We start from the raw sequence: 26,987 nt of genomic DNA on the forward strand, positions 1-26,987 counted from the left end.
TGAATTGATAACTATACTCGACATAAATTAAGTTGTAGGACGGCGGTACACAAGTCAGCGGGCTGCGGTCAATAATGCGGTTTTTATGGGCAAGCAACAACAGCAGCCAAGTCACTTGCAGCTTGAAATATAACGAATACATTCCCGAAAGAAGGCCATGTTATGTTGACCCTTGAGTTACCTGAAGCCCCCGAGAAACTGTATTACTCCGCCGGGGATGCCCATCCACTAGACAAGCTCGAGAGTGATAAAATCGTCCAAATGGTGGTAGACCTGGATGTCGCCAACTCTGACAGTGAGCATTATGTGACGGGTTGGATGGGGCTAAATAGCGTAGTGATAATCCGGAACTATCAAAATAAACGCGGCACTGCCAACGGCTTTGTAGTGAACAAAGGGGATAGCTATCGGCTCAGCATTCAGTCGATTGAATTTCGTATCCCTAAAGTGGTGTTATGGATGAGTTTTCGCCGCAAACCCCGCACCATGGAGTTAATTACCTACGAAACACTGGGCGACCAACCAAGTGGCATGCAGCAATACCGTAATATCCTCGACGAGGAATTACGCCAACAACTGGACAGTGATTGGCGTGGTCTGAATGATTATTTGGGTGCGGCTTGTTGGCAAATTGAAAATAACGTCCCATTGTGGCAACAAGCGCAGCAAGAAATAACATTGGATGCCATCAACCAGCTCGCTGCGGCCCCAGTTTTCCGGGCCAAAAACTTACAATCTGATGAAAATTATGCTGGCTTCTGGGCGGGAGAATACTTTTTTGCCGTCAGGCAACCGACTGCAGATAACCCATTGCCAGCATTACAGATTTCCTGGCGGGAAGATGAAAAAAGCATCGGCAGCTATCAGTTCGACTGGATCAAAGATGAAGCAGATAATCCGAAACTGTTACTGTGTATTCGCCCGCGTAAAGGTGCTAAAAGTTACTTGCTTAACCGTTTTGATGCTGATCATTTGCAGCGTGCCATCGCGATGTTTGCGATGACACAGCGCTATTTACTGACGCAGTAATCGCGGTAACGCCAAGCACTCAGGGTTACCACCATTGATGGAAATGATGTACCGGCCCGACCCCCTGCCCCACCTCGAGGGTGTCTGCCTGCTCCAGCGCCCCTTGCAGATAATTTTTGGCCGCACTCACCGTGTCCGCCCAATTGGTGTGCCGCGGCCGCAAGGCGGCGAGGGCGGCCGATAAAGTGCACCCGGTGCCGTGGGTATGTCGGGTATCAACCCGGCGAGTGACAAAACGCTGTTCGCCCTGTGCGGTGAACAGCCAATCCGGGCTTTCCTCACCACTCAAATGCCCACCTTTCATCAATACCCCCTGACAACCTAATGCTAACAATGCCCGCCCCTGCTCACACATTTCATGCTCATTATGTGCAGGCTGACAATTGAGTAATGCTGCAGCCTCCGGCAAATTAGGGGTTATCAGGGCCACCTGGGGAATCAGTAAACGGCGCACCGCATCAACCGCCTCGGGTGCCAACAATGGATCACCACTTTTGGCAACCATCACGGTGTCTAGCACCACAAATGGAATCGGGTAACGGCGCAGTTGCGTGGTGACAACATCGACAATCTCAGCATTTGCCAACATGCCAATCTTGGCGCTATCGATACGCACATCACTCAGCACAGAATCCATTTGAGCAGCAACAAAATCCGGCTCGATAGAGTAAACCGACTGCACACCACGGGTATTTTGCGCTACCAAAGCGGTGATAACACTGGTGCCAAAGGCCTGTAGCGCAGAAAAGGTTTTTAAATCAGCTTGAATACCCGCCCCTCCGCTCGGGTCAGTTCCGGCGATGGTGAGTGCATTAATTCGCTTCATGAATAAGCCCCCGCAGATATATCAGCAGGTAAGCAGGCCAATAGTGTGGTGGGAATGGGCATAACTGAAGAAAAAACGGCAGGTTGAAGCAACATATTCCTCCTAACCGGCGGTCAAGAAGGCGGTACCCAGCGGTGCCGAGACTTCCCTACGCTGGCATAATCCAGATCAGGTAATACGGGTAATATCTCAGCCATCCCACAATTTGTGACAGGCACCCCGAGTCAGAATTGTTATTATCACGGGCTGATGGTAGAAGATCAATCACCTATTAGCTCATCCAATGATTAGTGCCACCGATTATTTATGTAACCAGATGATAAATATAAAAATCATCAAATTTCAAGAGAGTGAGCGGCCGCCTTACATTTGGCCGCAGGCGGGCCTCAAACACCACGAGAAATAGTCATAAATCCAAGTAAGGTATAATACTGATTTATAAAGCCCCTTATTTATTTCAATAAAATTCACATGCTATAGTGAAAATTAATTCAGCGAAAAGGATAATAAATATGACAGGATTCACGACTGCAATATCTTCAGACCGACCACCAATACTTCGATTAACTTGGCGTAACTCGCCTGAAACACTATTAAAAAATCATGCTATTCACGAATTAATATCTCACTATAATAATGGTAGTGAAAATAAAAAAGCCGAAATAGAGAAATCAGCAATAAATCATATAATTAACATTTGCAGCAACCTTAATTATGTTGCTAATGACAACATACAAAATAAATCAGTTAATACCGCCACTAAGCTGGTTGAGTTTTTTTCAGGTCAAAATGACATTCGCAATAAAATTGAGTTAGCAAAAGAAATAAAAACCATTCGTCAGCTTGATTTTTCAGTGCTAAACAAAGAGGACATCAATGGTCGCCTCCAAACTCTCAAGCGTTATATTGATGTTATCCTGCCAGAGGAGAAAACTCAGTCTAAATATCTTACTCAACCAGAGAATAAATGCGCAGAAGGAAAACCACTCACTGAAAATATGCAAACCACGGCTCCAATCCGCAAATCAATAGATAATACATTATCCTGCAGGGTCAAAACCCAAGGAGAATATATTTCATTACAACCAGATTCAGGTGAAAATAAAAATAATGAGAATATTATTGCTCGGTTTTTTCCCAATTTAATAGCTTCTTTATTTTATATAAACTCCCCGCACAGATAGATTAAAAATAAGGGAGCCTAAGCTCCCTACTACATACTTATAAATGATTGATAAATGACTCTCGCGCAATGTTTTCGCATCGCCATATTTTATATTTTGCACTGATTGGTCAAACTGTCACAAGGGCTGAAATAAGGCCATTCTTTGATCAAAACCACCTAATACCCGCCACGGCTGGAAAAATTCCAGCTAATAGTGAATAACGTACACCATACTTTAATTATGACGGTGAGTTACTCCCCCACTCGATCAATACTTCAACACGATTGAGAACATGTGCAGCTTGATACCAAATTTTGCTGTATTCAGATGAGCTATAAGTATGTAAAAATTCAACTAATAGCGCTTTTGTTTGTTCTAATACAGCACTGTCAACGGGCTTATCTTTATTTTTCTCCAGAAGAGTGTCCAGTGCTTCAATTTTTTGCAAGAAAGCAGTCAGTTCATCAGTCCATTCATCGCTATATAACCTATATACTATTCGTATCAGTAACCAAGGAATGTAATAACGACTGAGATGGGTATTCTGTACGTGATAATCAGTTGAAGACCAACTGGTATCTGCTCCTGTGCAATGAGTATCCTTGTTATCAATTATGTTTTTTAGTTCACACACCCTCTTTTCCATATCAAGGCTATAAGCCAGTGCCTGATTACTAGTCAATATTGCATCCTGAGGTTTTCGCTCATTAAAATTGATAGCTTTGCCAATGAGCACCCCTGGTTTTGGCCCAATCAATGTACCACGATAGGTTGTCCTTTGCGGTTTATCATTGGTAAAAAAGTGCAGAACTTTATTTTCATACCCATTAACTAAATAGCGATAACCTTGGTCTGCCATAAAATTCCATCGATGAGTATACATATTATAAGCGACACCGTTATCACAATGATATGTAATGGAGTTATCACTATAGCTACTGCGATCATAGGAGAAATAAACTGCCAAATGTTCTTCATCACTATTATTTAGCAATGAAAGGCAGGATGTCTCTGCTAATTTCCTATCTTGACTTAACTTATTGTAAGCAAGCAAATATTGGGTTTCAGCATTATAGTAAATATCCCACCTTTTTTTCCCTCCGGACTCTAGATAGACATTAATATCATCAATTTCATCCAGATGGTGCGAAATGATATTGTGATGACCAAGACCATCTAAAACCCCAAGTGTTTCTTTATATTGGAGAAATGGCCTTACGGCCAGTGAGTTCAATTTTTCAATATAATGTTCATCAAACCAAATAGTATCTATACTCGTTACTGGCTGATAATGCTCTAGTTTTCGATTAGGATATTGATTAATAGAACTATCTTGAGCATCTAAATAAATATAGAATCCGTCATCGTCCAATAACAAAGGAGTGCCGGTAGCTTGATTAACCAAGGTGAATTTTTCTTCTATCTTTTTAGGAAACCAACGTTGCCCAGGGTTGGAAAAATCACAATAAGAAAAAGCGACATCAGCACTCCGCCTATCTCTTCGCAAATCTGTTACATGCAAACAATAAAGATTGCGATCAAACCCTTGCCCAGAAAATGCCGACATAATCTGTCCTGCATGACTATAAAATATAGATGAGCTCTGTCCATCTATATCTCTCGGTTGGTTTTCTCGGGTTAAGATAATACTGTGCCCTCGGCTAATAAAATAATTATAGCCAACATATTTCTCTGGAAATAATTCCGAGTGATAATTAAAGTGAATGCGTTTATTATCAGGATACAATTTTTTCGGTAATACTCGATAAGAACTGATATCTGACATTAACCCATAGTTAATCAAATCAGCAGCATTAGTATCTTGATAAAGTGACTTTGATTTCCCGGTAAATGAAAAATCACTAAAAACATCAACTTGAATATTTAGCGGAACCTTAATAGAAGATATATTGTTATTCCACTGACTAAAAAGCCATTCATCTTCAGTATAAGATGGCACACAAAACTTCTTTGAATCACTTTTTTCCAAATAATTATCGCTAGAATAAAAACACGTATTATCATCATTAAAACGATCGGACATTACATTAAATGAGATGAAAACCAATACATAAAACATCTTACTTGATTTATTAATATCCATATATCACCTCTAAAACAAAGCAAAAAGGAATATGCTATTTTTACAAGCTGGTATGTAATGACTTACCTTTTCATACTCACATAGAGAGACTGGCGTGGATAGAAAAACCCTCAAATAATTAACTCATTTTTTGTCTACAATAAAATATAAAAACAAAATATAGTTTTTATCTGAGCAAAAACATAAAATAAAAAAGCCTCTGAAATATCAGAGGCTTCAATTATGTTATTGAAAATATATTATCGAAAAAAAACGATGCTTATTCCCACTCAATTGTTGCTGGCGGCTTACCACTGATATCATAAACCACGCGAGAAATGCCATTGACTTCATTGATAATGCGGTTTGAAACGCGGCCCAAGAAATCATATGGTAAATGTGCCCAATGCGCGGTCATAAAGTCGATGGTTTCAACAGCACGCAGTGATACAACCCAGTCATATTTGCGGCCATCGCCCATCACACCAACAGAGCGAACAGGCAGGAATACAGTAAATGCTTGGCTCACTTTATTGTACAAATCCGCTTTATGCAGCTCTTCAATAAAGATGGCATCAGCCCGGCGCAGCAAATCACAATACTCTTTCTTCACTTCACCCAATACGCGCACCCCTAAACCTGGCCCCGGGAATGGATGGCGGTACAACATATCGTACGGCAGGCCCAGCTCCAGACCAATTTTACGCACTTCATCTTTAAACAGCTCTTTCAGCGGCTCTACCAGCCCCAGTTTCATCTCTTTCGGCAAACCGCCGACATTGTGGTGAGATTTAATCACATGTGCTTTCCCGGTAGCAGATGCAGCAGATTCAATCACATCTGGATAGATAGTACCTTGTGCCAACCATTTCACTTGGTCCTGCTTGCAGGCCTCTTCATCAAACAGCTCGACAAATACACGGCCAATAATTTTACGTTTTGCTTCGGGCTCATCAACACCGGCCAGTGCCGCGAGGAAACGGTTTTCCGCCGCAACATGGACAATGTTCAGACCGAATTTATCGCCGAACATTTCCAAAACTTGCGAGGCTTCATTCAAGCGCAGCAGGCCGTTATCCACAAATACACAAGTCAGACGTTTGCCAATAGCACGATGCAACAACATGGCCGTCACCGAGGAGTCAACGCCACCGGACAGACCAAGAATCACATGGTCTTCACCAATTTGCTCACGTAGACGAACAATCGCATCTTCAATGATCGTCGCGGGAGTCCATAATGCTTCACAAGCACAGATATCCAGAACAAAGCGCTCCAGCAGACGTTGACCTTGCTTGGTGTGGGTCACTTCAGGATGGAACTGCACACCGTAAAAATGTTTCTCTTCGTTAGCCATAATAGCAAACGGGCAGGTATCGGTGCTGGCGACCGTGACAAAATCAGCAGGGATCGCCGTGACTTTGTCACCATGGCTCATCCAGACATCCAGCACTGCTTCACCGGCTGGATTGATAGCATCTTTGATATCACGAATAAGTGCGCAGTCAGTTTTAATTTCAACCTGCGCATAGCCGAATTCGCGCTGATTTGAACCTTCAACTTTGCCACCCAATTGCATCGCCATGGTCTGCATGCCGTAGCACACGCCGAGCACCGGGACACCCGCAGTGAAAACATAATCCGGTGCGCGCGGGCTATCATGCTCAGTGGTACTTTCAGGGCCGCCGGAAAGAATGATGCCGCTGGGATTAAATTCGCGGATTTGAGCTTCGGTCACGTCCCACGCCCAGAGCTCACAATAGACGCCAATCTCACGAACACGGCGTGCCACCAATTGAGTATATTGCGAACCAAAATCCAGAATAAGGATGCGATGTTTATGGATATTTTTTGTCATGTGCGCCGCTTTTTAAAAAATAAATTTAGTGGTTACCAGAATAATTCCAGTCGGGAAAACCAAGCAGTCAGTTAACGCCCGCAGCACTGCATGTGCAGTTGACACAACGTCAATCAGCAATGCGGGCCGCGGACGATGACCAAACTCGCCGGTTGAGGCCGGTGGCATTACCCCATACGGTAGTTAGGGGATTCTTTGGTAATGGTTACGTCGTGAACATGGCTTTCTTGAATACCTGCACCACTGATACGAACAAACTCAGCTTTGGTGCGCAATTCATTGATGGTGCCACAGCCGGTCAACCCCATACATGAGCGCAGGCCGCCCATTTGCTGATGCACAATCTCTTTCAACAAACCTTTATATGCCACCCGCCCCTCGATACCTTCAGGTACCAATTTATCGGCAGCATTGTCGGTCTGGAAATAGCGATCTGAAGAGCCTTTAGACATCGCCCCCAAAGAACCCATACCACGGTAAGATTTGAATGAACGGCCCTGATAGAGCTCGATTTCACCCGGAGATTCTTCAGTCCCCGCCAGCATAGAGCCCACCATCACGCAGGACGCACCGGCTGCAATGGCTTTAGCAATATCGCCGGAGAAACGAATACCACCATCGGCGATAACCGGAATTCCAGTGCCTTCCAGCGCCTCAACCGCATCAGCAATTGCCGTAATCTGTGGCACACCCACACCGGTCACAATGCGGGTGGTACAGATTGAGCCCGGGCCGATACCCACTTTAACCGCGCTGACACCGGCATCAGCCAATGCTTTAGCCCCGGCCCCGGTCGCCACATTCCCGCCAACAATTTGCAGGTTCGGATATTTAGCGCGGGTTTCGCGGATACGCTGTAAAACCCCTTCAGAGTGACCATGGGAGGAGTCAATAAGCAGAACATCAACCCCCGCGGCAACCAGCGCATCAATACGCTCTTCATTGCCAGCACCGGCACCGACAGCAGCACCAACACGTAGCCGGCCATGCTCGTCTTTACAGGCATTAGGCTTGCGTTCGGCTTTCTGGAAGTCTTTTACCGTGATCATGCCGCGCAGATGGAAACTGTCGTCAACCACCAAGGCTTTCTCGACCCGCTTTTCATGCATTTTTTGCAGAACAACGTCGCGAGCTTCGCCTTCCTTAACAGTCACCAGGCGCTCTTTCGGGGTCATTACCGCAGTCACCGGTTGGTCTAAGTCGGTCACGAAGCGAACGTCACGGCCAGTAATGATCCCGACCAATTCGTAATCTTCGGTCACCACCGGATAACCGGCGAAACCATTACGGGCGGTCAGTTCTTTCACTTGGCGCAGGGTGGTGGTTGGGGTCACAGTCTGTGGCTCGGTAACCACGCCACTTTCGTGTTTTTTCACCCGGCTAACTTCTTCAGCCTGGCGCTCGATGGACATATTTTTGTGGATGAACCCTAAACCGCCCTCTTGTGCCAGCGCTATGGCCAGACGAGCTTCGGTTACGGTATCCATTGCTGCGGACAGCATAGGGATATTTAGGCGGATAGTTGCAGTCAGTTGGGTACCCAGTTCTGCCGTATTAGGCAACACTGTGGAGTGGGCTGGAACCAGGAGGACGTCATCAAATGTTAGAGCTTCTTTCGCGATACGTAGCATGGGCAATATCTCACCAAGGTGAATGTAAAAAGATAAAATATTGCCGTGGCATTATACAGAGCGTAATCGGTTGCCTCCAGCACTTTCTCATTATTTTTCTTGCCAAGCAGTTTGAGGCAGGTAATATCAATCAATTAAGTGCTTGTTTAAAAACTTGATCTAGGTCACATGTCACAATCTTCTGCGTCATCAATTTTTACTGTTAGCCGCCTGAATCAGACGGTGCGACAGCTGTTGGAAATGGAAATGGGCCAGATTTGGCTCACTGCCGAGATTTCCAACTTCTCTCAACCCTCGTCTGGTCATTGGTATTTCACCTTGAAAGACGATCGGGCGCAGGTGCGCTGCGCGATGTTTCGCAACAGTAATCGTCGGGCAACATTTCGCCCGCAAAATGGCCAGCAAGTGTTGGTCAGGGCCACAATTACCCTGTATGAACCGCGCGGTGATTACCAATTAATTGCCGAAAGCATGCAACCTGCCGGTGACGGGTTACTGCAACAGCAGTTTGAACAACTCAAGCAACAATTGGCCGCCGAAGGGCTTTTTGACCAAAGTTATAAACAATCGCTGCCCACCCCGGCGAAAAAAGTCGGGGTTATTACCTCATCCAGCGGCGCGGCACTGCACGATGTTTTGCAGGTATTACAACGCCGTGATCCTTCATTGCCGGTCATTATTTATCCCACATCAGTGCAAGGTGTTGATGCCCCGTTACAAATTGTTCGTGCTATTCAATTAGCCAACTTACGCGGTGAATGTGATGTGCTGATTGTCGGGCGCGGGGGCGGTTCACTGGAAGATTTGTGGAGTTTTAATGACGAGCGAGTGGCGCGCGCCATTTTTAACAGCCGCATTCCGATTGTCAGTGCCGTCGGCCATGAAACCGACATCACCATTGCTGACTTCGTCGCTGACTTACGCGCGCCAACCCCTTCAGCCGCGGCAGAGTTAGTCAGCCGCAACCAGCTTGAGCTAGTCAGGCAAATTCAGGGGCAGCAGCAGCGGATGGAAATGGCGATGGATTACTATTTGGCGCAGCGCAGCCAGCAATTCACGCGCCTTGAGCACCGGCTGCAACAACAACATCCGCATTTACGCCTGGCGCGTCAGCAAACACTGTTGCTGAAGTTACAGCGCCGATTAACCGAGAGCGCGCAAAGCCAAATTCGTTTATTAAGCCGGCGCACTGAGCGGTTACAACAGCGCTTGGTTCAAGTGCAGCCGCAAGGACAGATCCACCGTTATAACCAGCGGGTACAGCAGCAAGAATACCGCTTACGTCAAGCCTTGGAGCGCCAACTTAATGGTTATCGCCAGCGCTTTGGTATTGCCTGCTCACAATTGGAGACGGTCAGCCCACTGGCTACACTGGCCCGAGGCTACAGTGTCACGCAGACCCCTGAAGGCACCTTACTCAAGACTACCCAGCAAGTGCATACCGGCGATAAGCTCACCACCAGATTACAAGATGGTTGGGTGGAAAGTGAAATCACCCAGATTAACGTGGCAAAGAAAAATGTCGCCAAGAAGCCGCGCCAGCGTAAAGTCGCGGAGTAACACTCAGCCAGCACGATTTTTGCCCGCTAACCAAACCGCTCTGCCGGCCCATCACACCGTCGGCAGATAACTAAAGTGAACACGGCTTTTCGAAATCAGCCCATGCCCCTGCTGGCAAAAATAATCAACCGCACCGCACGCTTTCAATACTTGCAGCGGTTTGCCGCAATCAGGACAATCCGCCTGCTGTTGATAGCTACCATGACAGTTAGCGCAATGAAAGTGACCACTCACTTGCACCATTGCCAACTGGCAAACCGGGCATAATGCATCCATAACGTCTCTCCCAAGTGTTCGTCAAAACTTACATCACGCCCCATGAACGTAAGAAGTAAATCCCCAGGGCGGTGGTGAAAAATGAACCAACGGTAGTCATAGCAATAATATTTGCGGCCAGCACTGCATTCCCGCCCATTGCGCGGGTCATCACATAGCTACCCGCGGCGGTGGGGGTTGCAGAAAAGAGAAAAATTATTCCTAAAGTGGCCCCCCGGAACCCCATTAGCAATCCGCCCAATGTCATCAATATTGGCACCACGAATAATTTTGCTGTTGATGATAACGCCGCCACATTAGAGGAGCGGAACATGGCATGCCAATCGAGGCTGGCCCCAGTACAGAGTAATGCCAGTGGCAATGCTAAGGCTGATATATAACTCCCAGTCTGTACAAGCACCTGGGGAATAGGTAGGTCCGTTCGAGCATAAACCACACCGCATAACAGGCCAATAATCAATGGATTGGTGATAATGCTGCGCAATAATGCCAATTTACTGACTTGCCCACTTTGCCCAGTTTGCAAGCTACGGGTCAGTGTTATTACCGACAACATATTGAACAATAAGACTGTCACCGTCAGATACATTGACCCCAGCGCCACGCCCTCATTACCGTAAGCCGTCATGGCGAAGGCTAACCCCATAATGGCCGTATTCGCCCTAAAGCCGCCTTGCACGAATACTCCGCGTTCTCGCGGGTCTTTTACTAGCCACTTAGCCGCAATCTCAAGTAATAAAAAAGTCACTAAGGTGCCAACCGCACCATAGATAGCCAGGGGCAAGTTATCCAGCAGGTTAACGTGATTGGTGGCGACACTGAAAAATAGCAGGCAGGGCAGCGCCAGATTAAACACTAACTTGGTTGCGCCGTCGCAGAAACGGTCATCCATCAGGCCAAAGCGCCGCAACAGCACGCCGAGCAACATCATCAATAAGCTGGGGACAGTAACACTAAATGCAAAACTCCAGGTTTCCCAAGACATGGCTGACGTTTAACTCCTGTTATTTGCCGCTACGTGGCCCAGCACAGTGATTGCCAAAATGCAAAAAGCGCGGAATACCCGCGCTTTGCTGTAATTACTTCGCTTTTTTCAGGTGCGACATCAAACGTTTACGTTTCCGCATCTGGTTTGGCGTCAGAGTATTGCGCTTACCCGCAAACGGGTTCTCACCCTCTTTAAATTGAATGCGAATCGGCGTACCCATCACTTTCAGTGAACGGCGGAAGTAATTCATCAGATAGCGTTTGTAAGAATCCGATAAATCAGTCACTTGGTTGCCATGGATAACCACAATCGGTGGGTTATAACCGCCGGCATGAGCATATTTCAGTTTCACACGACGGCCACGCACCAATGGGGGCTGATGGTCTTCTTCTGCCATTTGCATGATGCGGGTCAGTAAAGAAGTCCCCACTCGCTTGGTTGAACAATCATAAGCCTCCTGAATGGATTCAAACAGGTTGCCGACACCACTGCCATGCAGGGCAGAAATAAAGTGAATTCGGGCAAAATCGACAAAACCGAGGCGCAGGTCGAGCATATCTTTAACCTGGGCGCGGGCTTCTTCCGTCATGCCGTCCCATTTGTTGACCGCAATAACAAGTGAGCGCCCACTATTGAGAATAAAGCCAAGCAGAGACAAATCTTGATCAGAAATACCATCACGGGCATCAATGACCAACAGCACGACGTTGGAATCTTCAATCGCCTGTAATGTCTTAATAACTGAGAATTTTTCAACCGCCTCAGTTATTTTGCCGCGTTTACGCACCCCAGCAGTATCAATCAGAATATATTCGCGCTCATCACGGGTCATTGGAATATAAATGCTGTCACGCGTGGTGCCCGGCATATCATAAACCACCACCCGGTCTTCACCGAGAATGCGGTTAGTTAGTGTGGACTTACCTACGTTAGGACGCCCGACAATTGCCAGCTTGATTGGCAGACTCTGAGGATCAAAGTCATCCTCTTCATCATCATCTGCGGGGATTTCATCTTCGTCAGCTTCCTGCGCAGCCCAATAAGCCGCGTTAGCTTCCTCTTCAGTCAGCTCTGCTTCAGGTTCTTCGGCATCCATATAAGGTGCCATAACATCTTCAATCAGTTGGGTCACACCACGGCCATGTGATGCCGCGATAGCATGTACTTCACCCAAACCTAATGAATAGAAATCGGCGGTAGCAGTATCTGGGTCAATACCATCAGTTTTGTTCGCCACCAGGAAAGTGGCTTTTTCACGACTTCGCAGATGCTGGGCAATGCCCTGATCCGCCGGCATCAGCCCGGCACGCGCATCGACCATAAACAGGACAATATCCGCCTCTTCAATCGCCAGCAACGATTGACCCGCCATCTTGGTTTCTACACCATCTTCTGTGCCATCAATACCTCCGGTATCGATAACAATAAACTCATGACCCTCGACCTCGGCACGACCATATTTGCGGTCACGCGTTAGCCCGGGAAAATCCGCAACTAACGCATCACGGGTGTGCGTTAAGCGGTTAAATAAAGTGGATTTACCCACATTCGGGCGCCCGACCAGCGCGATGACAGGTATCATTGTTGAAGCCTCATTACTTAATTTTCAAAGCGTTACAGCACTGTACCAAACATTCAACAGCGCAGTTTTTAGAAGACAAACGGCCCCTGAATATCAGGAGCCGCTTTAAACCCTTCATCCTTGAAGTTGCAGCGGTGTAACTGGCTGCAACGCCAAGATACTCGGGTATTAGCCTGTAGACAGGCGCTAAATCAGAATTAACGGGTGAACGCGTATACCGTGCCGCCTTTTGCCTGAACCAGCAACTTATCACTGGCAACCACAGGCGCACTTAGGAAACCGGAACTGTCTACACTCTGTTGAGCAACAAAACGGCCATCATCGGTATTCACCCAGTGCAGATAACCCTCGGCATCACCGACCACCAGATAGCCATTATACATCACTGGCGCAGTCAAGTTACGATGTAATAAATCGCTTTGACTCCAAAGGGTTATCCCACCCTCAGCTTTTAACGCGACAATACGGTCATTCTGATCGACCAGGTAAATACGGCCACCATCGACAATGATGTCATTGACTGAGCCCATTTCGCGCTTCCACAGAATCTGGCCGGAACGCAGGTCCAATGCGGTCAGATTACCGTTGTATGCAAGAGCATAAACAACACCATCGACCACAACTGGCGTGGTATCAACATCATTCAGGCGGTCAATTTCAGTGGTCCCGGTCACTTGGGAAATACGCTGTTGCCAGATCAACTGCCCCTGTTCCAGCATTACCGCACTGACGCGGCCGTTATCACCACCGACAATTGCAGCACCAAATGCAACCGTTGGTGCAGATTCACCACGTAGAGATAATGCAGGTGTATCCAGGTTTAATGTCCACTTAATCGCGCCGTCAGACTCATTCAGCGCTTGCAGCATGCCATTTGAGGTGTGGATCAGCACCACACCATCACTGACAACTGGGCGGGACAAGGCTTCGCCCGCAACCACAGTTTGCCATGCCACCTGACCATCATCAGAATTCAGCGCGTAAACTACGGCTTTCTCACTACCGACATACACATGTGCGCCTGAGGCTGTCACGCCGCCAGACAGCATGGCCGAACGGTTGCTGGTGAGGAAGTTAGTTTTCTCGGACAGATCAGTTTGCCAAATTTGCTTACCGCTATCCACTTCCATTGCCTTCACCAGACCTTTTCGGTCGGCGGCAAACACCGAAGTCCCCTGCCAGGCTGGGCGCAGATGAGAGTAATAATCACCGATGCCACTTCCCACAGACGTGCTCCACACTTTAGTTGGCGTGAATTGATTTTCAACTTTTGGCAGTGGTGACATGGTAACCACATCTTCTTCACTGTTGAACAGTGAACAACCACTCAATAGGGCAACAGATACCAGTCCTACTAAGAGTGTTTTACGCAATTGCATGGGAATACCCCTTAGCTGGACAAATTATTCAATTTCATGCGCAGCAGTGCTTGCAACGCCTGAGAAGCATTTGATTCGATACCTTTACTGTAAGCGGCACGTGCGCCTGCGGTGTCACCTTTGCTTAATAATGCATCGCCACGGACATCTTGCGCCATCGCAGTCCAGCCGTCACCTTGCACTGCATCCAGTGTCTTCAATGCTTCATCTGGTTTTTTCAATTGCAGTTGCAGACGAGCAAGACGTAGATTAATCAGCGACAGCAGGTTTTCATCTTTTGTCTGACCCAATGCTTGGCTCAGTTGCTGTGCTGCTTTATCAAACTCGTTTTGCTCAACAAAATGGTGAGCCAGCTCTAACCCGGCCAGTACGCCGTAGTTATTTTTGTTGCCCTGAACAAATTTTTCAGCAATAGCAACACCATCAGCGCTGTTCGCTGACAAAGCATTACTGGCTTGCTGATAGGCAGAGGAGGCTTCCGTCAAGACAGTGTTTTGATGACTCTGCCAGTAACGCCAACCCACTAATGCACCAATCCCGAGCACCACACCCACGGCCAGCGCTTTACCATTTTCACTAAAGAAACGGCGCACTGCATCAACCTGGTCATTTTCAGTGGTATAGACTTCCACGGTGTCTCTCTCCTTAAACCAACATCAAAGCCAGACGCGCAGCAACATCTGCTTGCGCCAGCGTTTCTTGTTCACCATTTCGTAAATCTTTCACGACCACTTGCTGTGCGGCCACTTCGCTTTCGCCAAGTATTAATGCAACGCGAGCGCCCCATTTATCAGCACGAGTAATTTGTTTTTTGAAATTACCGCCACCATAGTTAGTCATCAACTTTAGCGCGGGTAAATCATCACGCAAGCGCTCAGCCAACTGCATCGCGGCACTTTGCGCCCCCTCACCCGAAGAAATGAGATACACATCAACAGTTGCTGGCACGCTGAATTCTGGATTAACGGCCTGCACCAATAGCACCAAGCGCTCCAACCCCATGGCAAAACCGACCGCAGGGGTGGCACGACCGCCTAATTGCTCGACCAAACCGTCATAACGCCCGCCAGCACAGACAGTACCTTGTGCGCCCAAACTGTTGGTTACCCACTCAAATACTGTGCGGTTGTAATAATCCAAGCCGCGAACTAAACGCTCATTTACGGTATATGGGATACTGGCCTGGTCTAAAAGTTCACACAAACCGGCAAAATGTTGTTTTGATTCTTCATCCAGATAATCAGATAACTTAGGTGCATCATTAAGCAACAGCTGAACATCCGGATTCTTGGAATCCAGCACCCGTAATGGGTTGCTGTACATGCGGCGCTTACAATCTTCATCCAGCACATCAACATGTTGTTCCAAGAAAGTCACCAGCGCTTCACGGTAATCTGCGCGAGCATCCAATGAGCCGATAGAGTTCAATTCAAGCTGTACATGCTCTGAAATCCCCAAAGCACGCCACCAACGGGCGGTCAGTAGGATCAATTCCGCATCAATATCAGGCCCTTGCAGACCGAAAACTTCAGCACCTAATTGGTGAAATTGACGATAGCGACCTTTCTGCGGACGTTCATAGCGAAACATCGGGCCGATATACCACAGACGCTGTTCCTGATTGTACAGCAGACCATGCTCAATGCCTGCGCGCACGCACCCTGCGGTGCCTTCCGGGCGCAGTGTCAGACTTTCGCCATTGCGATCGTCAAAGGTATACATCTCTTTCTCAACCACGTCGGTGACTTCACCGATAGCGCGCTTGAATAACGGGGTCTGTTCTACAATCGGCATGCGAATTTCGCTATAGCCGTAGCCTGCCAGCACTTGCTTTAAGATACCCTCAATACGCTGCCATATGGCCGTATCGGCTGGCAGGTAGTCGTTCATACCACGGATGGCTTGAATGTTCTTTGCCACGTCTGTTCTCTGTAGTTTTATCCCCAATTCACTGATGTTGCCGCGGTGTCAGCTGCAATGCCAATGACATTGGGATAGTGCAAATAATAAAGCCGATTATAGAGGCTTGCCGCCTAGATATTCAATGGCGACAATTTGTTACCTCTGGCAGCACCAATATAAAGCGGGCCACGCCCGCTTTTTTGTATTCATCGCTAACAAATGGCCCTGAATGCTTATTTATCATCCAGCATATTGATAACTATTCGATTATTTGCATCAAGCATAGATGCCTTGGCCCGAATTTTAGCTTCCAACTGGTCAATCATCTTTTCGTTATCAAAACGCTCTTTCTGACGAACGCCATCTTCGTAGAAACCACTTTTGTTATGTGCACCTGTCACACCAATGGTCGACACCAATGCTTCGCCCGGCCCATTGACCACACAGCCAATGATAGACACATCCATGGGAGTAATCAGATCTTCTAACCGCTGCTCCAGCGCATTCACGGTGCCAATAACATCAAACTCTTGGCGAGAACAGGTTGGACAAGCAATAAAGTTGATGCCACGGGAGCGAATTCGCAGCGATTTAAGGATATCAAAGCCTACTTTAACTTCTTCCACCGGATCCGCCGCCAGCGAGATACGCAAAGTGTCGCCAATCCCCTCTGACAGCAACAAGCCCAACCCAATAGCCGATTTAACGGAACCACTGCGCGCACCACCGGCCTCAGTAATCCCCAAATGCAATGGGTTATTAATTTGTTTGGCTAATAAACGGTAGGAATTAACCGCCAGGAAAACATCGGAAGCTTTCACACTGACTTTAAACTGATCAAAATTAAGACGTTCGAGGATATCAACATGACGCATCGCGGATTCAAGCAGGGCTTCCGGCGTAGGTTCGCCATATTTCTCCTGAATATCTTTCTCCAGCGACCCACCATTGATACCAATGCGGATAGGGATATTGTGATGACGAGCACAATCAACCACAGAGCGAATACGGTCTTCCGAACCTATATTGCCAGGATTAATTCGCAAGCAATCAACGCCGTATTCCGCGACTTTCAGCGCAATCCGGTAATCAAAGTGGATATCGGCAACCAGCGGCACATTGGATTGCTGTTTGATTAACTTGAAAGCCTCAGCCGCATCCATAGTGGGTACTGAGACCCGCACGATATCGACACCAACACGTTCCAATGCCTTAATTTGGGCAACAGTCGCATCGACATCCGTAGTCTTCGTATTGGTCATCGATTGCACTGCTATCGGCGCACCATCACCAATGGGCACTTTACCGACGTAAATCCGAGTCGATTTACGGCGGATAATAGGGGATTCGTTATGCATTTACACACTCTCCTTTACAGTCGTGTAGTTTTCGCAACCAAGTAGTCTTTCAAAACCATAATCTTTCACAAGACAATGGCTATTGGTTAGAACCACAGAGTTGTTGGTCAAAAACACAATATTACTCTACACCGACAGTCAGGCGGGCTACGCGATTAGCCTTAATAAACTTACTCAAATCTACTGGGTTACCCTGATAAGTAATCGTTAATGCGCTAGGTGCACCAATGGTCAGTTTATAGGGCGCTGTCCCTGATAGATTTAGGGTCGCGCCCCCTTTTTGGATACCGCTAAATAATGTTTTCCCACTTGCATCAACAACTTGCAACCAACAGTCAGCAGTGAAGTTCATCACTAATGAGCCGACTGATGATGCAGCCCCTGCCACTCCAGCAGCTGCTGTAGGTAAGGGGGATTGCGCGCTAGAAACATCAGGCAAAGGTGCCTGACTGGGCGAAACAACGGCAGAATCCGCTGCAGTTATTCCTTGAGAGGCTGTGGTGTCGGTACGATTATTTGCCGTATCCGCAGGTGCTGCACTGCTCGTCGCAGGCGCAGTACCATTTGCTGTTGGCGTGGATGGCTCGCTATTCGCAACCGGAGTGGTATCCGCAGCTACAGCAGCATTGCTATTATCATCCGCCAATGGCACAGATTGCCCACCATTTTGCGACAGTTGAGCAGAAGATTGATCAGCCATAGTGACTATTTCTGCTTGCTGCGCCTGATGATTTTGCCACCACCATGCCCCTGTTAGGCCTAACACAACCAACACAATAAGCCAGGTGAAACTCATCAACCAGCCATCACGTTTTTTATGCTTTTTACCTAATGAGAAGCTTTGCATCGGAGCAACTTTTGCCGCTCTGATTGGTGCTTGTTTTGCTAACATTGGCAGCAGTTCATCCTCAGGAAGATGAACCAATTTAGCGTAAGAGCGAATGTAACCACGGTGGAATGTCGAGGCGAGATTAGCTTGTGCTTTATCCTCCTCAATATCACGGATTGTGGATACTTTCAGACACAGACGTTCTGCAACCATCTGCTGAGTGAGCCCTAGTGATTCACGGGCTTGACGCAGGCGCACACCTGTCGTCTCTGGAACAGTTTGATCTTGGGAGGCTTCAGTATTCATTAGCTAGAAAATGCTGGTACTGTTTGGATTGTGGAAAACTTCGCGCAAGCTGCTTGCCATAGCGTTGTACACTATCTTGACGGCCTGCTAGCGCGGCGAAACGAATTTGTAACCATAAACTTTCAGCACTGGCTGGCAGTATATGTTGATAAACATCCAGTAATAGTTGCGCCTGAGCGCGATTCCCTTCTCCAAAATACCGTTGAGCTTCTGCAAGCAGCGGCTCACCTTTGTCCGGATCATACTTCAGTGCCCGGCTTAAAAGCACCCGGGCCTGCTCATTTTGATTCGCCCGCAAAAAGCAATATCCCGCGTTTTCCAGACTATCTGCAACCTGACCGTAATCGGGTGACAGCAGCGCTGCGCTAAACTGTTGTTGAGCCGGTATATACTGCCCTAAACTACACAGAAACGCACCGTAATTATTCAATACCGTGCCATTTCCCGGAGCCAGTTTCATCGCTTGCTGATAACGCTGCTCTGCCGCCGCGTTTTCGCCAATGCGCTGTTCATAAAATGCCATACCCAATTGAGCGCGATAATCCTGTGGATCCGCGGTTACAGCCTTCTCAAGATTCTGCCGCGCAGCATTCAAATCACCTTGCGCCAGATATTCTAAACCCAGTTGTAATCGCGTTTGCCCGGCGGCGGGTTGACTCACTTTTTCCGGCGATGAACCGGAGCAGCCAGTCAAAATCGTGGCCATCAGGCAAACTCTCCACAGTTTAGTCAGCTTCATGCTTTCTCAATTATCCTTGTATGTGAAGATAAGTACCGATATCAGGTACTCATGTTATTCCCATTACTGACGTTTGAATAACCTTTTCAGCCTCGATTACTCAACAAATTATAAGTTGAATAACAAATAGTTATATGCCGTTAGTTGGCATTAAGAATCAGACTGCTTTAATGGCGATAGGTTCACCCGCCATTTTCTTTTTCAGCGTCCGTTTAGTGCGGTCAATAACTTCGCCTGCCAGTTGACCACATGCCGCATCAATATCATCGCCACGAGTTTTACGCACTATGGTGGTAAAACCGTATTCCATCAATACCTTAGAGAAACGATCCACCCGGCTGTTGGAGCTACGGCCATAAGGCGCTCCTGGGAATGGGTTCCATGGAATCAAGTTAATCTTACACGGCGTGTCTTTCAAACATTCAGCCAGTTGATGCGCTTGCTCGGTGCTATCATTGATGTGATCCAGCATAACGTATTCAACCGTAACTCGCCCACCATTGGCATTAGATTTTGCCAAATACCGACGTACCGCCGCGAGGAAAGTTTCAATATTATATTTACGGTTAATTGGCACAATTTCATCGCGGATATCATCCGTCGGCGCATGCAACGAGATAGCCAGTGCAACATCAATCATGTCACCCAACTTATCCAGTGCCGGAACCACACCTGAAGTGGACAATGTCACGCGGCGTTTGGATAGACCAAAGCCAAAATCGTCCATCATGATGTCCATCGCCGGCACCACATTATTCAAATTCAACAGGGGTTCGCCCATACCCATCATCACCACATTGGTGATTGGGCGAGTTCCGGTGGATTTTAGTGAGCCAATAATCTTCGCCGCCCGCCATACTTGACCAATAATTTCGGATACACGTAAGTTGCGGTTGAAACCTTGCTGGGCAGTTGAGCAGAATTTACATTCCAATGCGCAACCGACCTGAGAAGATACGCACAATGTGGCGCGGTCACCCTCGGGAATATACACCGTTTCGACTTGCTGGCCGCCCACTTTGATAGCCCATTTAATGGTGCCATCGGTTGAGCGCTGCTCTTGCGCGACTTCGGGCGCACGAATTTCAGCTACGCGCTGTAACTTGGCACGTAACCCTTTGTTGATGTCCGTCATTTGCTCGAAATCATCAAAGCAATAGTGATACATCCACTTCATGACTTGATCTGCACGGAAAGGTTTCTCGCCCATCTCGGCAAAAAATTCGCGCATTTGCTGGCGATTTAAGTCCAGTAGGTTGATTTTGCCGGTGGTTGGGGCGGTGGTGTCAACCGCGTTGTCAGACTGAGGGGCAGCATCAATTGACATTGATGCAGTTAATAATTGTTCGGACATAAGTTGTCGTGGCCTCGTTATTACACTTTACGGCGCTGCGCTTTAAACCGGGTACGGCTTTCGAAACGGCGATGAAAAATAGATGAATAAATAATAGAACGCCCCGGGAGAGATGTCTCCAGCGGGGCGCGGCATTGTACGAATTTTAAAGCATGGATTCCACGATTGGAAAGGCGCTAGGTCAACTTTATTGTTTCAGTTGATTAAATAACCACCATTCCTACACAGAATCAATTAATTAGCTGCGTGGAAAAATCTCATCCGCGGCGAAGAAGTAGGCAATCTCACGTTGGGCTGATTCGACAGCATCAGAACCGTGTACCGCATTCGCAGTGAAGCTATCAGCAAAATCAGCACGTAGTGTACCCGCCAGAGCATTATCTGGGTTAGTTGCTCCCATGATATCGCGATGACGCTGAACCGCATTTTCGCCTTCCAGAACTTGAACCATGATTGGGCCAGAGGTCATAAATTCAACCAAACCATCAAAGAACGGGCGACCTTTGTGTTCAGCATAAAAGCCCTCAGCTTGTTCTTTGCTCAAATGCAGCATTTTAGCAGCAATAATTTTGAAACCAGCACTTTCAAAACGCGCATAAATGGCACCGATGTCATTATTGGCAACAGCATTTGGTTTGATAATGGAGAAAGTACGTTCTAAAGCCATGATAACCTCTATTGGATTTCTAATATTGGCCGGACTCGGAACCCGCCCTGATAAGTAGCATAGCAGCATAATTAGCTTGGCTTGCAGGGTTCCTTTACTACAAAATTGTCCCGACCCTGTACAGTGGTCGCCGATTATATGTGGGTGTTCAGCCCTTGCATACTTGATTTACAACATTTTGTTAAAAAATATTTATCTTAATTACTCATTTTTATGCACAACTCACATTTCCCATAAAAATCAGTTTGCTGTACTGAGATTAAAGCCAATTGAATAAATATCAGATCCGGTTGAAAATCAAAGTTCATTGATAAATTTAAAACCCACTTTCTTTTTTACAATGGCTGATGGTTTGCTGATGACATCCGAGATCAGAAATCGTTTACCTTTTTTGCTCAGGTGATCAGCTAATGCGCGAATTGCAGCGGTCCCCGCACCTCTTATCACCCCCTCACTATCTGGGTGCAATACGTAATTCGGGTTGGTTAACGACCCGGCAATGCCAACATCTAATTCATTGATATCTATAGCCATTGTGATGCTAATTACTTGTCCTGCTAAACGGACAACAACATAGACATATTCATCCCGACTGCTTCTTATCCAACTCTGAGCAACATCACTGACCAAGCGCGCGGCTTCAATCGAAGTATCGTCGGTAGCATGCCAAGGCAGGGAAGTGCCACTGGCCGAGCTGCTGGCCTCAATAGTCGTCTCATCAGTAGCAGTATAAGTGCTGGGCGGCTTGTCTGTTGGTTTAACCGTCACTGGCTGGTGTTCTTCCGCGGTTGAAGTTGTTGTTTGTGGTGCTGCTGGGGGTCGCGATTGCGCTTGATAATATATTCTCCGCCACTGATCAATCACTGGCAGAATATTTTGTCGAGCGGTGAGTGTCTCGCTCGTCAACCCGCTAATCACATCTATTTCAAAATGTAACTCCGGCTTTTCTACCCACTCTCCCCCACTACGTATGCGCGGGACTGTTTCAGTAAATTGGAAATTTTGCAGCACTAACTCATAACGCCCTAGCGGTAACTCTTGCGCCAGCAGCGGCGAACGAGGTTCAGGTTCAGGTTCAGATTCAGATTCAGGTTTAGTTTCAGTTTCAGTTTCAGGTTTACTCTGCTGTAAATAATCAGCATAACTGAGTTGTGAGAAATCAAATGCCGTTTTCATATGAATAAAACGGGCATCGTTTTCAGCCAGGTAAGTTTGAACATTTTCAATTAAACGCTTTTCAACCTCGTTATTTTCAAATGTATTACCGGTGTTTCCCTCTCTCATAATATGCTCAATCACCCGACCAAAATTGTCCGCATTCCACTGCGTAAGGTCATCACCAAATAACAGAGTAAAATCGGTCAATATATCTAATGTCCAATCTACACAACCAGGAGTTAAGTCTCGAGGCTGATGTACATGGCTAACTGACTCACCTTTCGTAGAAATATAACAAGCCAATGTGGTTGCTGGCATAGTTAAAGCGCCGCCAATTACATCAGTAGCAATATGGGTTAATGTCCCTTCTGCTTGTAGAGAAAAATTTTCATAATGTGCTGTAAGTCCAAGAACATCGTTAGTGTGTATTTTTGGATAAGGCTTTGCAGATCCGGATATTTGTAATATTTTATCATCGTTACTGGCAAAAAAATCATGGACATTTTTTATAAACCTATCGACTTGATTACATTCTCCCTGCACCACATAATTATAAAGATTAATAATAGGAATCAACCAACAGGCGGCTTTTTCTGTAAAACTCCGTTCAGTTCGGGTAATATTTTTCTCTGCGCTAAGAACAATTTTATTAATAATAATCGGAGCATTATTACTTATCTTTTCAACCTTTAAATTAAAATCTACACGACCAAAATCGAATAAAGAACCGATTAATGGGGAGATATATACTGAACTAGCACCAATAGATTGAATAAATTGAATCTCAAAGTATTTTTTATGGAACCTAAATAAAAATGATAATGTATCACTATTACCGTTCAATTCAAAAGCAAAGTTATTCTTTGGGTGATTTTTATGAATAAAGAAGACAAACCCCCCTACAACCTTGATAAATTTATCGCCGAAAATTTCAATAGAATAAACGTCTTGATCACTAAAGCTAAAACTAATCAATGCATTTTTATATTTAATTCTATCATCAAGCCAATAAGTCCCAAAACTTCGCCCTAATGGAATAGATAACAGTCCTTTAACCACACAAAATTGATCGCAAATGAAAAACTCTTGCTGAGAAACCTTGATGCTAGTGATATCTTTATTCATCTCGAGCTGTTCTAATTCATCAGCCAAAAAATCACTCATTAAAACAAAATATTTACCACCGTAACCGTCATCCGTATAAACAGTGACTTGAGTGTCTTTGGGTATTTTTATAGAATTAATTCCATCATTAAACGGATTCACTATATGATGCTTTTGTCCATCAGCATACAGATCTATACTTTCATTGCCCGATAAGCAAAACGAATTACCATAAAATTTATCAAGCTCATAAAAACAAGCCGCACTCCTCACTTTAAAAGAGCTAATTTCATCATTCAAATTTGTCCAATGCATTAATAATAAAGACTCCACACTTTCTTTAAAAGTGAAAGTTTTCCCTGAAAAATTGTCATCTTTAAATACTGAAACAACCATGCCATGGGGGATCTCAATAGATGAGATACTGTCATTCCATTTTCCAGGTAGTATATCTACAGCATTACCCTCTGTAGTGCAAAGTGATTCACCTTGAAAGTTTTCATCTATATAGAAACAAATTTTTGGCTCACTAGAATATACGTTAGTGCTTAATATTAAAAAAAACAGCATCAGCAATGATAAGCAGTTATTCTTTATCATTTCCCCTCCCTATTTTCATTAACATGTCAAATTAAATTAACAGAGAATTATTAGCAATTGAAAGCAATTAAATTGAAAACTAGAAAAACATTAAAATACAGACTATCGTAAATTCGGATTAATTATTAATATATTTTTTATTATAAAAACATTACATTAAGAATAAATATAATGAATGAATGGCTGATTGTAATTAATTTCACCAGAGTTTGATGCTAGTCCAAGCGAAATGTTAAATTACTCACTTGACCACTTTCATCTAATACATTGAGTTGATAACGGCCAGGCTGAGACAATGTCTGAGTCCATGATTGATTATCCCCAGTGATGGCAACTTGCTCACCATTGAGGAACCACCAATGCTGCCCATAGCCGCCCTGTACTGCCAAGCGAAGGTCGAGGCGCGGTTGACCCGACAACCGCTTCACCACAGCACCGTCACGGATGCCCAAAATCAGTAGCGGGGCCACATTCATATCAATGGGTGGCGGGCATTCGCGGCTAGCAGCAGGCAAGCGGTGACTGCGGCGTTCGGTTACGGGTAACCAAGGTTCAAGTGGCAATGGCCATAAAATGAGTGCTGCCGGGGTAGCACCAGGGCAATCAGCCGCGACGCGCTGTTGCTGTGAATTTAGCCAAACAGTGAGTTGGCTACCTTGAATATTCTCCTGCCCCGCGGCCATCAGAGTCGGGGGGAGAGTGCCATCAAGCACCCAACTTTGTCGCCGTTGTCGGCAGTTACTGTCACCCATGGCCAATGGTTGGCCGCCCGGCCAACAAATCTCTTCCCGAGTGACCGATGAGGGGCGAGGATCAAGGGGTAACTGGCGGCCATTTTGCTGTAAGCGCGTCATCAACAAATTGTTGACTTGGTTAAGGATTGGCACCGCGGTGGCGAAACCAAATTGACCGGCGACCGGGGTTCCATCAGGCCGCCCAACCCACACGCCAAGGGTATAACGCGCATTAATACCTATCGCCCATGCATCACGATAGCCATAACTGGTGCCGGTTTTCCACGCCAAGGGGACACTGGCCGGTAAAATATCATCCGGCAATGGCCGGGCCTCTCCCGCCATGATGCGCCGGGTAATCCATGCCGCTCCCGGTGAAAATAGCCGCCGCTCTTGTATCTGCTGCTGGGGTTCGAAACGCAAGCTAGCCGCCATTCCGCCACGAGCAAAGGCGCTGTACGCCGCCACTAATTGGTCCAGCCGTGAACCGGTTCCCCCAAGAATAACCGCCAGGCTGGGTTCACTGTGCAGGGGAAAACGTAACTTCAGACCAGCATTGCGTAAATTAGCGGTAAAGCGTTTTGGGCCATAAGCTTCCAGTAATTGTACTGCCGGTAAATTCAGTGAGCGCACCAATGCCTCGCTGGCGCTAACCGGGCCATGAAATCCGGTATCAAAATTGCCGGGGCGATAATCACCAAAGCGGCGCGGCACATCTTGTAGCAGTGATTCTGCATGAATTAGGCCATCATCCAATGCCATGGCATACAGAAATGGTTTCAGTGTCGACCCCGGTGAACGCCAGGCACTCACCATATCGACATGGCCGAAGCGGCTATTATCCTGAAAATCCACTGAGCCGAGGTAAGCACTCACATTCATGGTGGTGTGGTCGACGACCAGCAACCCCAGTGAAGTTTTCTCGGGTAATTGGTGACGCCAGCCGTTGGCCATATCTTCTAATTGCCGCTGTAACCCAGCATCCAATGTGGTTTTAATCACTTCCCGCTGATTGCCACTGATTAAGCGCCGGGCCAGTAATGGCGCTAACTGGGGAACCTGACGCGGTGCCAGCCAGATTTCTTCTTGCTTAATATCAGTAACTTGCGCTGTAGGCCACACTTGATAATCCGCCAGCCGATTCAACACTTTATCGCGTGCCTCTTTAGCGCGTAGCGGGTAGCGGTCCGGCCGTAATCGGCTGGGAGCTTGGGGTAATGCCGCCAGTAACGCGGCTTCTGCGGGGGTTAATTGAGAGGGAGGCTTACCCAGATAAGTCCAACTGGCAGCGCCAATCCCTTGCAACGTGCCACCAAATGGGGCGCGATTAAGATAGATTTCGAGAATTTGTGCTTTGGAGAAGTGCCACTCCAGCTGAGCCGTTCGCCACACTTGGCGCAACTTACCGGCGAATGTGCGGGGATGTGGGTCAATCAGGCGGGCAACCTGCATAGATAATGTACTGCCGCCAGACAAAATTTTACCCGCACGCAAATCCTGCCAAGCGGCACGAATCAGCGCCAATGGGTTCACACCGGGATGCTGATAAAACCAGCGGTCTTCGAAGGTCAGCAGCGCTTGCAGATAATAAGGGGAAACCTCTGACAGGGTAACGGGATAGCGCCACACCCCGTCGGCATCAGCAAAACGCCATAACGGCGTGCCATCTTCAGCCACGACCACCCGTGCAACCTGAGCCTCAGTTAATGGCAGCGGCCAGCGCTTATCCGCCAGCCATAACACCGCCGGAGAGAGCACCGCAATCAACGCCAATATCCAAATTTTGCGGCGATGACGAGCAAAAAACGTTCGTTTCATCAATAGTATTCAGCGCCCCATTACAGTCGCTGACGGCCAA

General features: G+C 46.8%; 20 protein-coding genes and 1 riboswitch. Of the genes, 3 read left to right on the forward strand and 17 right to left on the reverse strand.

The annotated features are described in order from the left end of the window. Window positions 1–162 precede the first annotated feature (162 nt). Window positions 163–1,029: a hypothetical protein gene (locus D5F51_RS15975; RefSeq protein ID WP_162301761.1), complete on the forward strand. Its 867-nt coding sequence runs from the start codon at window positions 163–165 to the stop codon at window positions 1,027–1,029. A gap of 25 nt (window positions 1,030–1,054) precedes the next feature. Here the strand turns inward: D5F51_RS15975 and thiD are convergent, their stop codons facing one another. Continuing rightward, the gene (gene thiD, locus D5F51_RS15980) at window positions 1,055–1,855 is read right to left on the reverse strand and encodes a bifunctional hydroxymethylpyrimidine kinase/phosphomethylpyrimidine kinase (RefSeq protein WP_129197813.1); all 801 of its coding nucleotides are present in this window, start codon (window positions 1,853–1,855) and stop codon (window positions 1,055–1,057) included. Between the two features lie 128 nt (window positions 1,856–1,983). Further along, window positions 1,984–2,087, reverse strand: a riboswitch (TPP riboswitch). A 280-nt stretch (window positions 2,088–2,367) separates the two neighbouring features. Here thiD and D5F51_RS15985 point away from each other — a divergent pair. Then, a complete protein-coding gene (locus tag D5F51_RS15985; protein ID WP_129197814.1) occupies window positions 2,368–3,039 on the forward strand; it encodes a hypothetical protein in 672 nt (223 codons plus the stop codon). Between the two features lie 220 nt (window positions 3,040–3,259). Here D5F51_RS15985 and D5F51_RS15990 read toward each other — a convergent pair whose 3' ends face one another. The 3 genes from D5F51_RS15990 to guaB all read right to left on the reverse strand — a co-directional run bounded on the left by D5F51_RS15990 (window position 3,260) and on the right by guaB (window position 8,593). Beyond that, window positions 3,260–5,125 carry a hypothetical protein gene (locus D5F51_RS15990; RefSeq protein WP_129197815.1) on the reverse strand — a complete coding sequence of 622 codons (1,866 nt, stop codon included), beginning with the start codon at window positions 5,123–5,125 and terminating at the stop codon, window positions 3,260–3,262. A 259-nt stretch (window positions 5,126–5,384) separates the two neighbouring features. Further along, window positions 5,385–6,962 carry a glutamine-hydrolyzing GMP synthase gene (gene guaA / locus D5F51_RS15995; RefSeq protein ID WP_025379189.1) on the reverse strand — a complete coding sequence of 526 codons (1,578 nt, stop codon included), beginning with the start codon at window positions 6,960–6,962 and terminating at the stop codon, window positions 5,385–5,387. A gap of 167 nt (window positions 6,963–7,129) precedes the next feature. Next, entirely contained in the window at window positions 7,130–8,593 is a 1,464-nt protein-coding gene (gene guaB / locus D5F51_RS16000; protein ID WP_087768739.1) for an IMP dehydrogenase, read from the reverse strand. A gap of 168 nt (window positions 8,594–8,761) precedes the next feature. On the opposite strand from guaB, the gene xseA reads away from it, so the two are divergent. Beyond that, window positions 8,762–10,153: an exodeoxyribonuclease VII large subunit gene (gene xseA, locus D5F51_RS16005; protein WP_129197816.1), complete on the forward strand. Its 1,392-nt coding sequence runs from the start codon at window positions 8,762–8,764 to the stop codon at window positions 10,151–10,153. A gap of 51 nt (window positions 10,154–10,204) precedes the next feature. Here xseA and D5F51_RS16010 read toward each other — a convergent pair whose 3' ends face one another. The 13 genes from D5F51_RS16010 to pbpC form a co-directional block, all read right to left on the reverse strand. After that, window positions 10,205–10,429, reverse strand: a complete 225-nt coding sequence (locus tag D5F51_RS16010; RefSeq protein WP_025379190.1) for a zinc ribbon domain-containing protein — start codon at window positions 10,427–10,429, stop codon at window positions 10,205–10,207. Window positions 10,430–10,457: 28 nt separating this feature from the next. Then, complete coding sequence (locus tag D5F51_RS16015) at window positions 10,458–11,414, reverse strand: AEC family transporter (RefSeq protein WP_025379191.1); 957 nt, start codon at window positions 11,412–11,414, stop codon at window positions 10,458–10,460. Between the two features lie 94 nt (window positions 11,415–11,508). Then, a complete protein-coding gene (gene der, locus D5F51_RS16020) occupies window positions 11,509–12,999 on the reverse strand; it encodes a ribosome biogenesis GTPase Der (protein WP_129197818.1) in 1,491 nt (496 codons plus the stop codon). Window positions 13,000–13,196: 197 nt separating this feature from the next. Continuing rightward, complete coding sequence (gene bamB, locus D5F51_RS16025; protein WP_025379193.1) at window positions 13,197–14,378, reverse strand: outer membrane protein assembly factor BamB; 1,182 nt, start codon at window positions 14,376–14,378, stop codon at window positions 13,197–13,199. A gap of 11 nt (window positions 14,379–14,389) precedes the next feature. Beyond that, window positions 14,390–15,010 carry a YfgM family protein gene (locus D5F51_RS16030; protein ID WP_129197821.1) on the reverse strand — a complete coding sequence of 207 codons (621 nt, stop codon included), beginning with the start codon at window positions 15,008–15,010 and terminating at the stop codon, window positions 14,390–14,392. Window positions 15,011–15,023: 13 nt separating this feature from the next. Next, window positions 15,024–16,298 (reverse strand): histidine--tRNA ligase, encoded by a 1,275-nt coding sequence (hisS, locus tag D5F51_RS16035; protein WP_025379195.1) that lies wholly within the window; start codon window positions 16,296–16,298, stop codon window positions 15,024–15,026. A 215-nt stretch (window positions 16,299–16,513) separates the two neighbouring features. Further along, window positions 16,514–17,638: a flavodoxin-dependent (E)-4-hydroxy-3-methylbut-2-enyl-diphosphate synthase gene (ispG, locus tag D5F51_RS16040; RefSeq protein ID WP_129197823.1), complete on the reverse strand. Its 1,125-nt coding sequence runs from the start codon at window positions 17,636–17,638 to the stop codon at window positions 16,514–16,516. Window positions 17,639–17,759: 121 nt separating this feature from the next. Next, a complete protein-coding gene (rodZ, locus tag D5F51_RS16045) occupies window positions 17,760–18,773 on the reverse strand; it encodes a cytoskeleton protein RodZ (protein ID WP_129197825.1) in 1,014 nt (337 codons plus the stop codon). Further along, on the reverse strand, window positions 18,763–19,512 hold the full coding sequence (gene pilW / locus D5F51_RS16050; protein ID WP_129197827.1) for a type IV pilus biogenesis/stability protein PilW: 750 nt from the start codon (window positions 19,510–19,512) through the stop codon (window positions 18,763–18,765). The genes rodZ and pilW overlap by 11 nt, the downstream gene beginning before the upstream one ends. A gap of 157 nt (window positions 19,513–19,669) precedes the next feature. Beyond that, complete coding sequence (rlmN, locus tag D5F51_RS16055; RefSeq protein ID WP_391592414.1) at window positions 19,670–20,839, reverse strand: dual-specificity RNA methyltransferase RlmN; 1,170 nt, start codon at window positions 20,837–20,839, stop codon at window positions 19,670–19,672. A 265-nt stretch (window positions 20,840–21,104) separates the two neighbouring features. After that, on the reverse strand, window positions 21,105–21,533 hold the full coding sequence (ndk, locus tag D5F51_RS16060) for a nucleoside-diphosphate kinase (RefSeq protein WP_049607618.1): 429 nt from the start codon (window positions 21,531–21,533) through the stop codon (window positions 21,105–21,107). Window positions 21,534–21,830: 297 nt separating this feature from the next. After that, complete coding sequence (locus D5F51_RS16065) at window positions 21,831–24,392, reverse strand: peptidase inhibitor family I36 protein (RefSeq protein ID WP_391592413.1); 2,562 nt, start codon at window positions 24,390–24,392, stop codon at window positions 21,831–21,833. A gap of 218 nt (window positions 24,393–24,610) precedes the next feature. Further along, entirely contained in the window at window positions 24,611–26,947 is a 2,337-nt protein-coding gene (gene pbpC, locus D5F51_RS16070; RefSeq protein WP_162301762.1) for a peptidoglycan glycosyltransferase PbpC, read from the reverse strand. Between the last annotated feature and the right edge of the window lie 40 nt (window positions 26,948–26,987).

The sequence above is a fragment of the Yersinia hibernica genome (assembly GCF_004124235.1).
GTDB classification, from domain to species: Bacteria; Pseudomonadota; Gammaproteobacteria; order Enterobacterales; family Enterobacteriaceae; genus Yersinia; species Yersinia hibernica.

Excerpts from the sequence above, each read along its gene's own strand:
- D5F51_RS15975 (WP_162301761.1), top strand. The coding sequence starts at position 163 with ATGTTGACCCTTGAGTTACCTGAAGCCCCCGAGAAACTGTATTACTCC.
- thiD (WP_129197813.1), bottom strand. The coding sequence starts at position 1,855 with ATGAAGCGAATTAATGCACTCACCATCGCCGGAACTGACCCGAGCGGA.
- D5F51_RS15985 (WP_129197814.1), top strand. The coding sequence starts at position 2,368 with ATGACAGGATTCACGACTGCAATATCTTCAGACCGACCACCAATACTT.
- D5F51_RS15990 (WP_129197815.1), bottom strand. The coding sequence starts at position 5,125 with ATGGATATTAATAAATCAAGTAAGATGTTTTATGTATTGGTTTTCATC.
- guaA (WP_025379189.1), bottom strand. The coding sequence starts at position 6,962 with ATGACAAAAAATATCCATAAACATCGCATCCTTATTCTGGATTTTGGT.
- guaB (WP_087768739.1), bottom strand. The coding sequence starts at position 8,593 with ATGCTACGTATCGCGAAAGAAGCTCTAACATTTGATGACGTCCTCCTG.
- xseA (WP_129197816.1), top strand. The coding sequence starts at position 8,762 with ATGTCACAATCTTCTGCGTCATCAATTTTTACTGTTAGCCGCCTGAAT.
- D5F51_RS16010 (WP_025379190.1), bottom strand. The coding sequence starts at position 10,429 with ATGGATGCATTATGCCCGGTTTGCCAGTTGGCAATGGTGCAAGTGAGT.
- D5F51_RS16015 (WP_025379191.1), bottom strand. The coding sequence starts at position 11,414 with ATGTCTTGGGAAACCTGGAGTTTTGCATTTAGTGTTACTGTCCCCAGC.
- der (WP_129197818.1), bottom strand. The coding sequence starts at position 12,999 with ATGATACCTGTCATCGCGCTGGTCGGGCGCCCGAATGTGGGTAAATCC.
- bamB (WP_025379193.1), bottom strand. The coding sequence starts at position 14,378 with ATGCAATTGCGTAAAACACTCTTAGTAGGACTGGTATCTGTTGCCCTA.
- ispG (WP_129197823.1), bottom strand. The coding sequence starts at position 17,638 with ATGCATAACGAATCCCCTATTATCCGCCGTAAATCGACTCGGATTTAC.
- rodZ (WP_129197825.1), bottom strand. The coding sequence starts at position 18,773 with ATGAATACTGAAGCCTCCCAAGATCAAACTGTTCCAGAGACGACAGGT.
- pilW (WP_129197827.1), bottom strand. The coding sequence starts at position 19,512 with ATGAAGCTGACTAAACTGTGGAGAGTTTGCCTGATGGCCACGATTTTG.
- rlmN (WP_391592414.1), bottom strand. The coding sequence starts at position 20,839 with ATGTCAATTGATGCTGCCCCTCAGTCTGACAACGCGGTTGACACCACC.
- ndk (WP_049607618.1), bottom strand. The coding sequence starts at position 21,533 with ATGGCTTTAGAACGTACTTTCTCCATTATCAAACCAAATGCTGTTGCC.
- pbpC (WP_162301762.1), bottom strand. The coding sequence starts at position 26,947 with ATGAAACGAACGTTTTTTGCTCGTCATCGCCGCAAAATTTGGATATTG.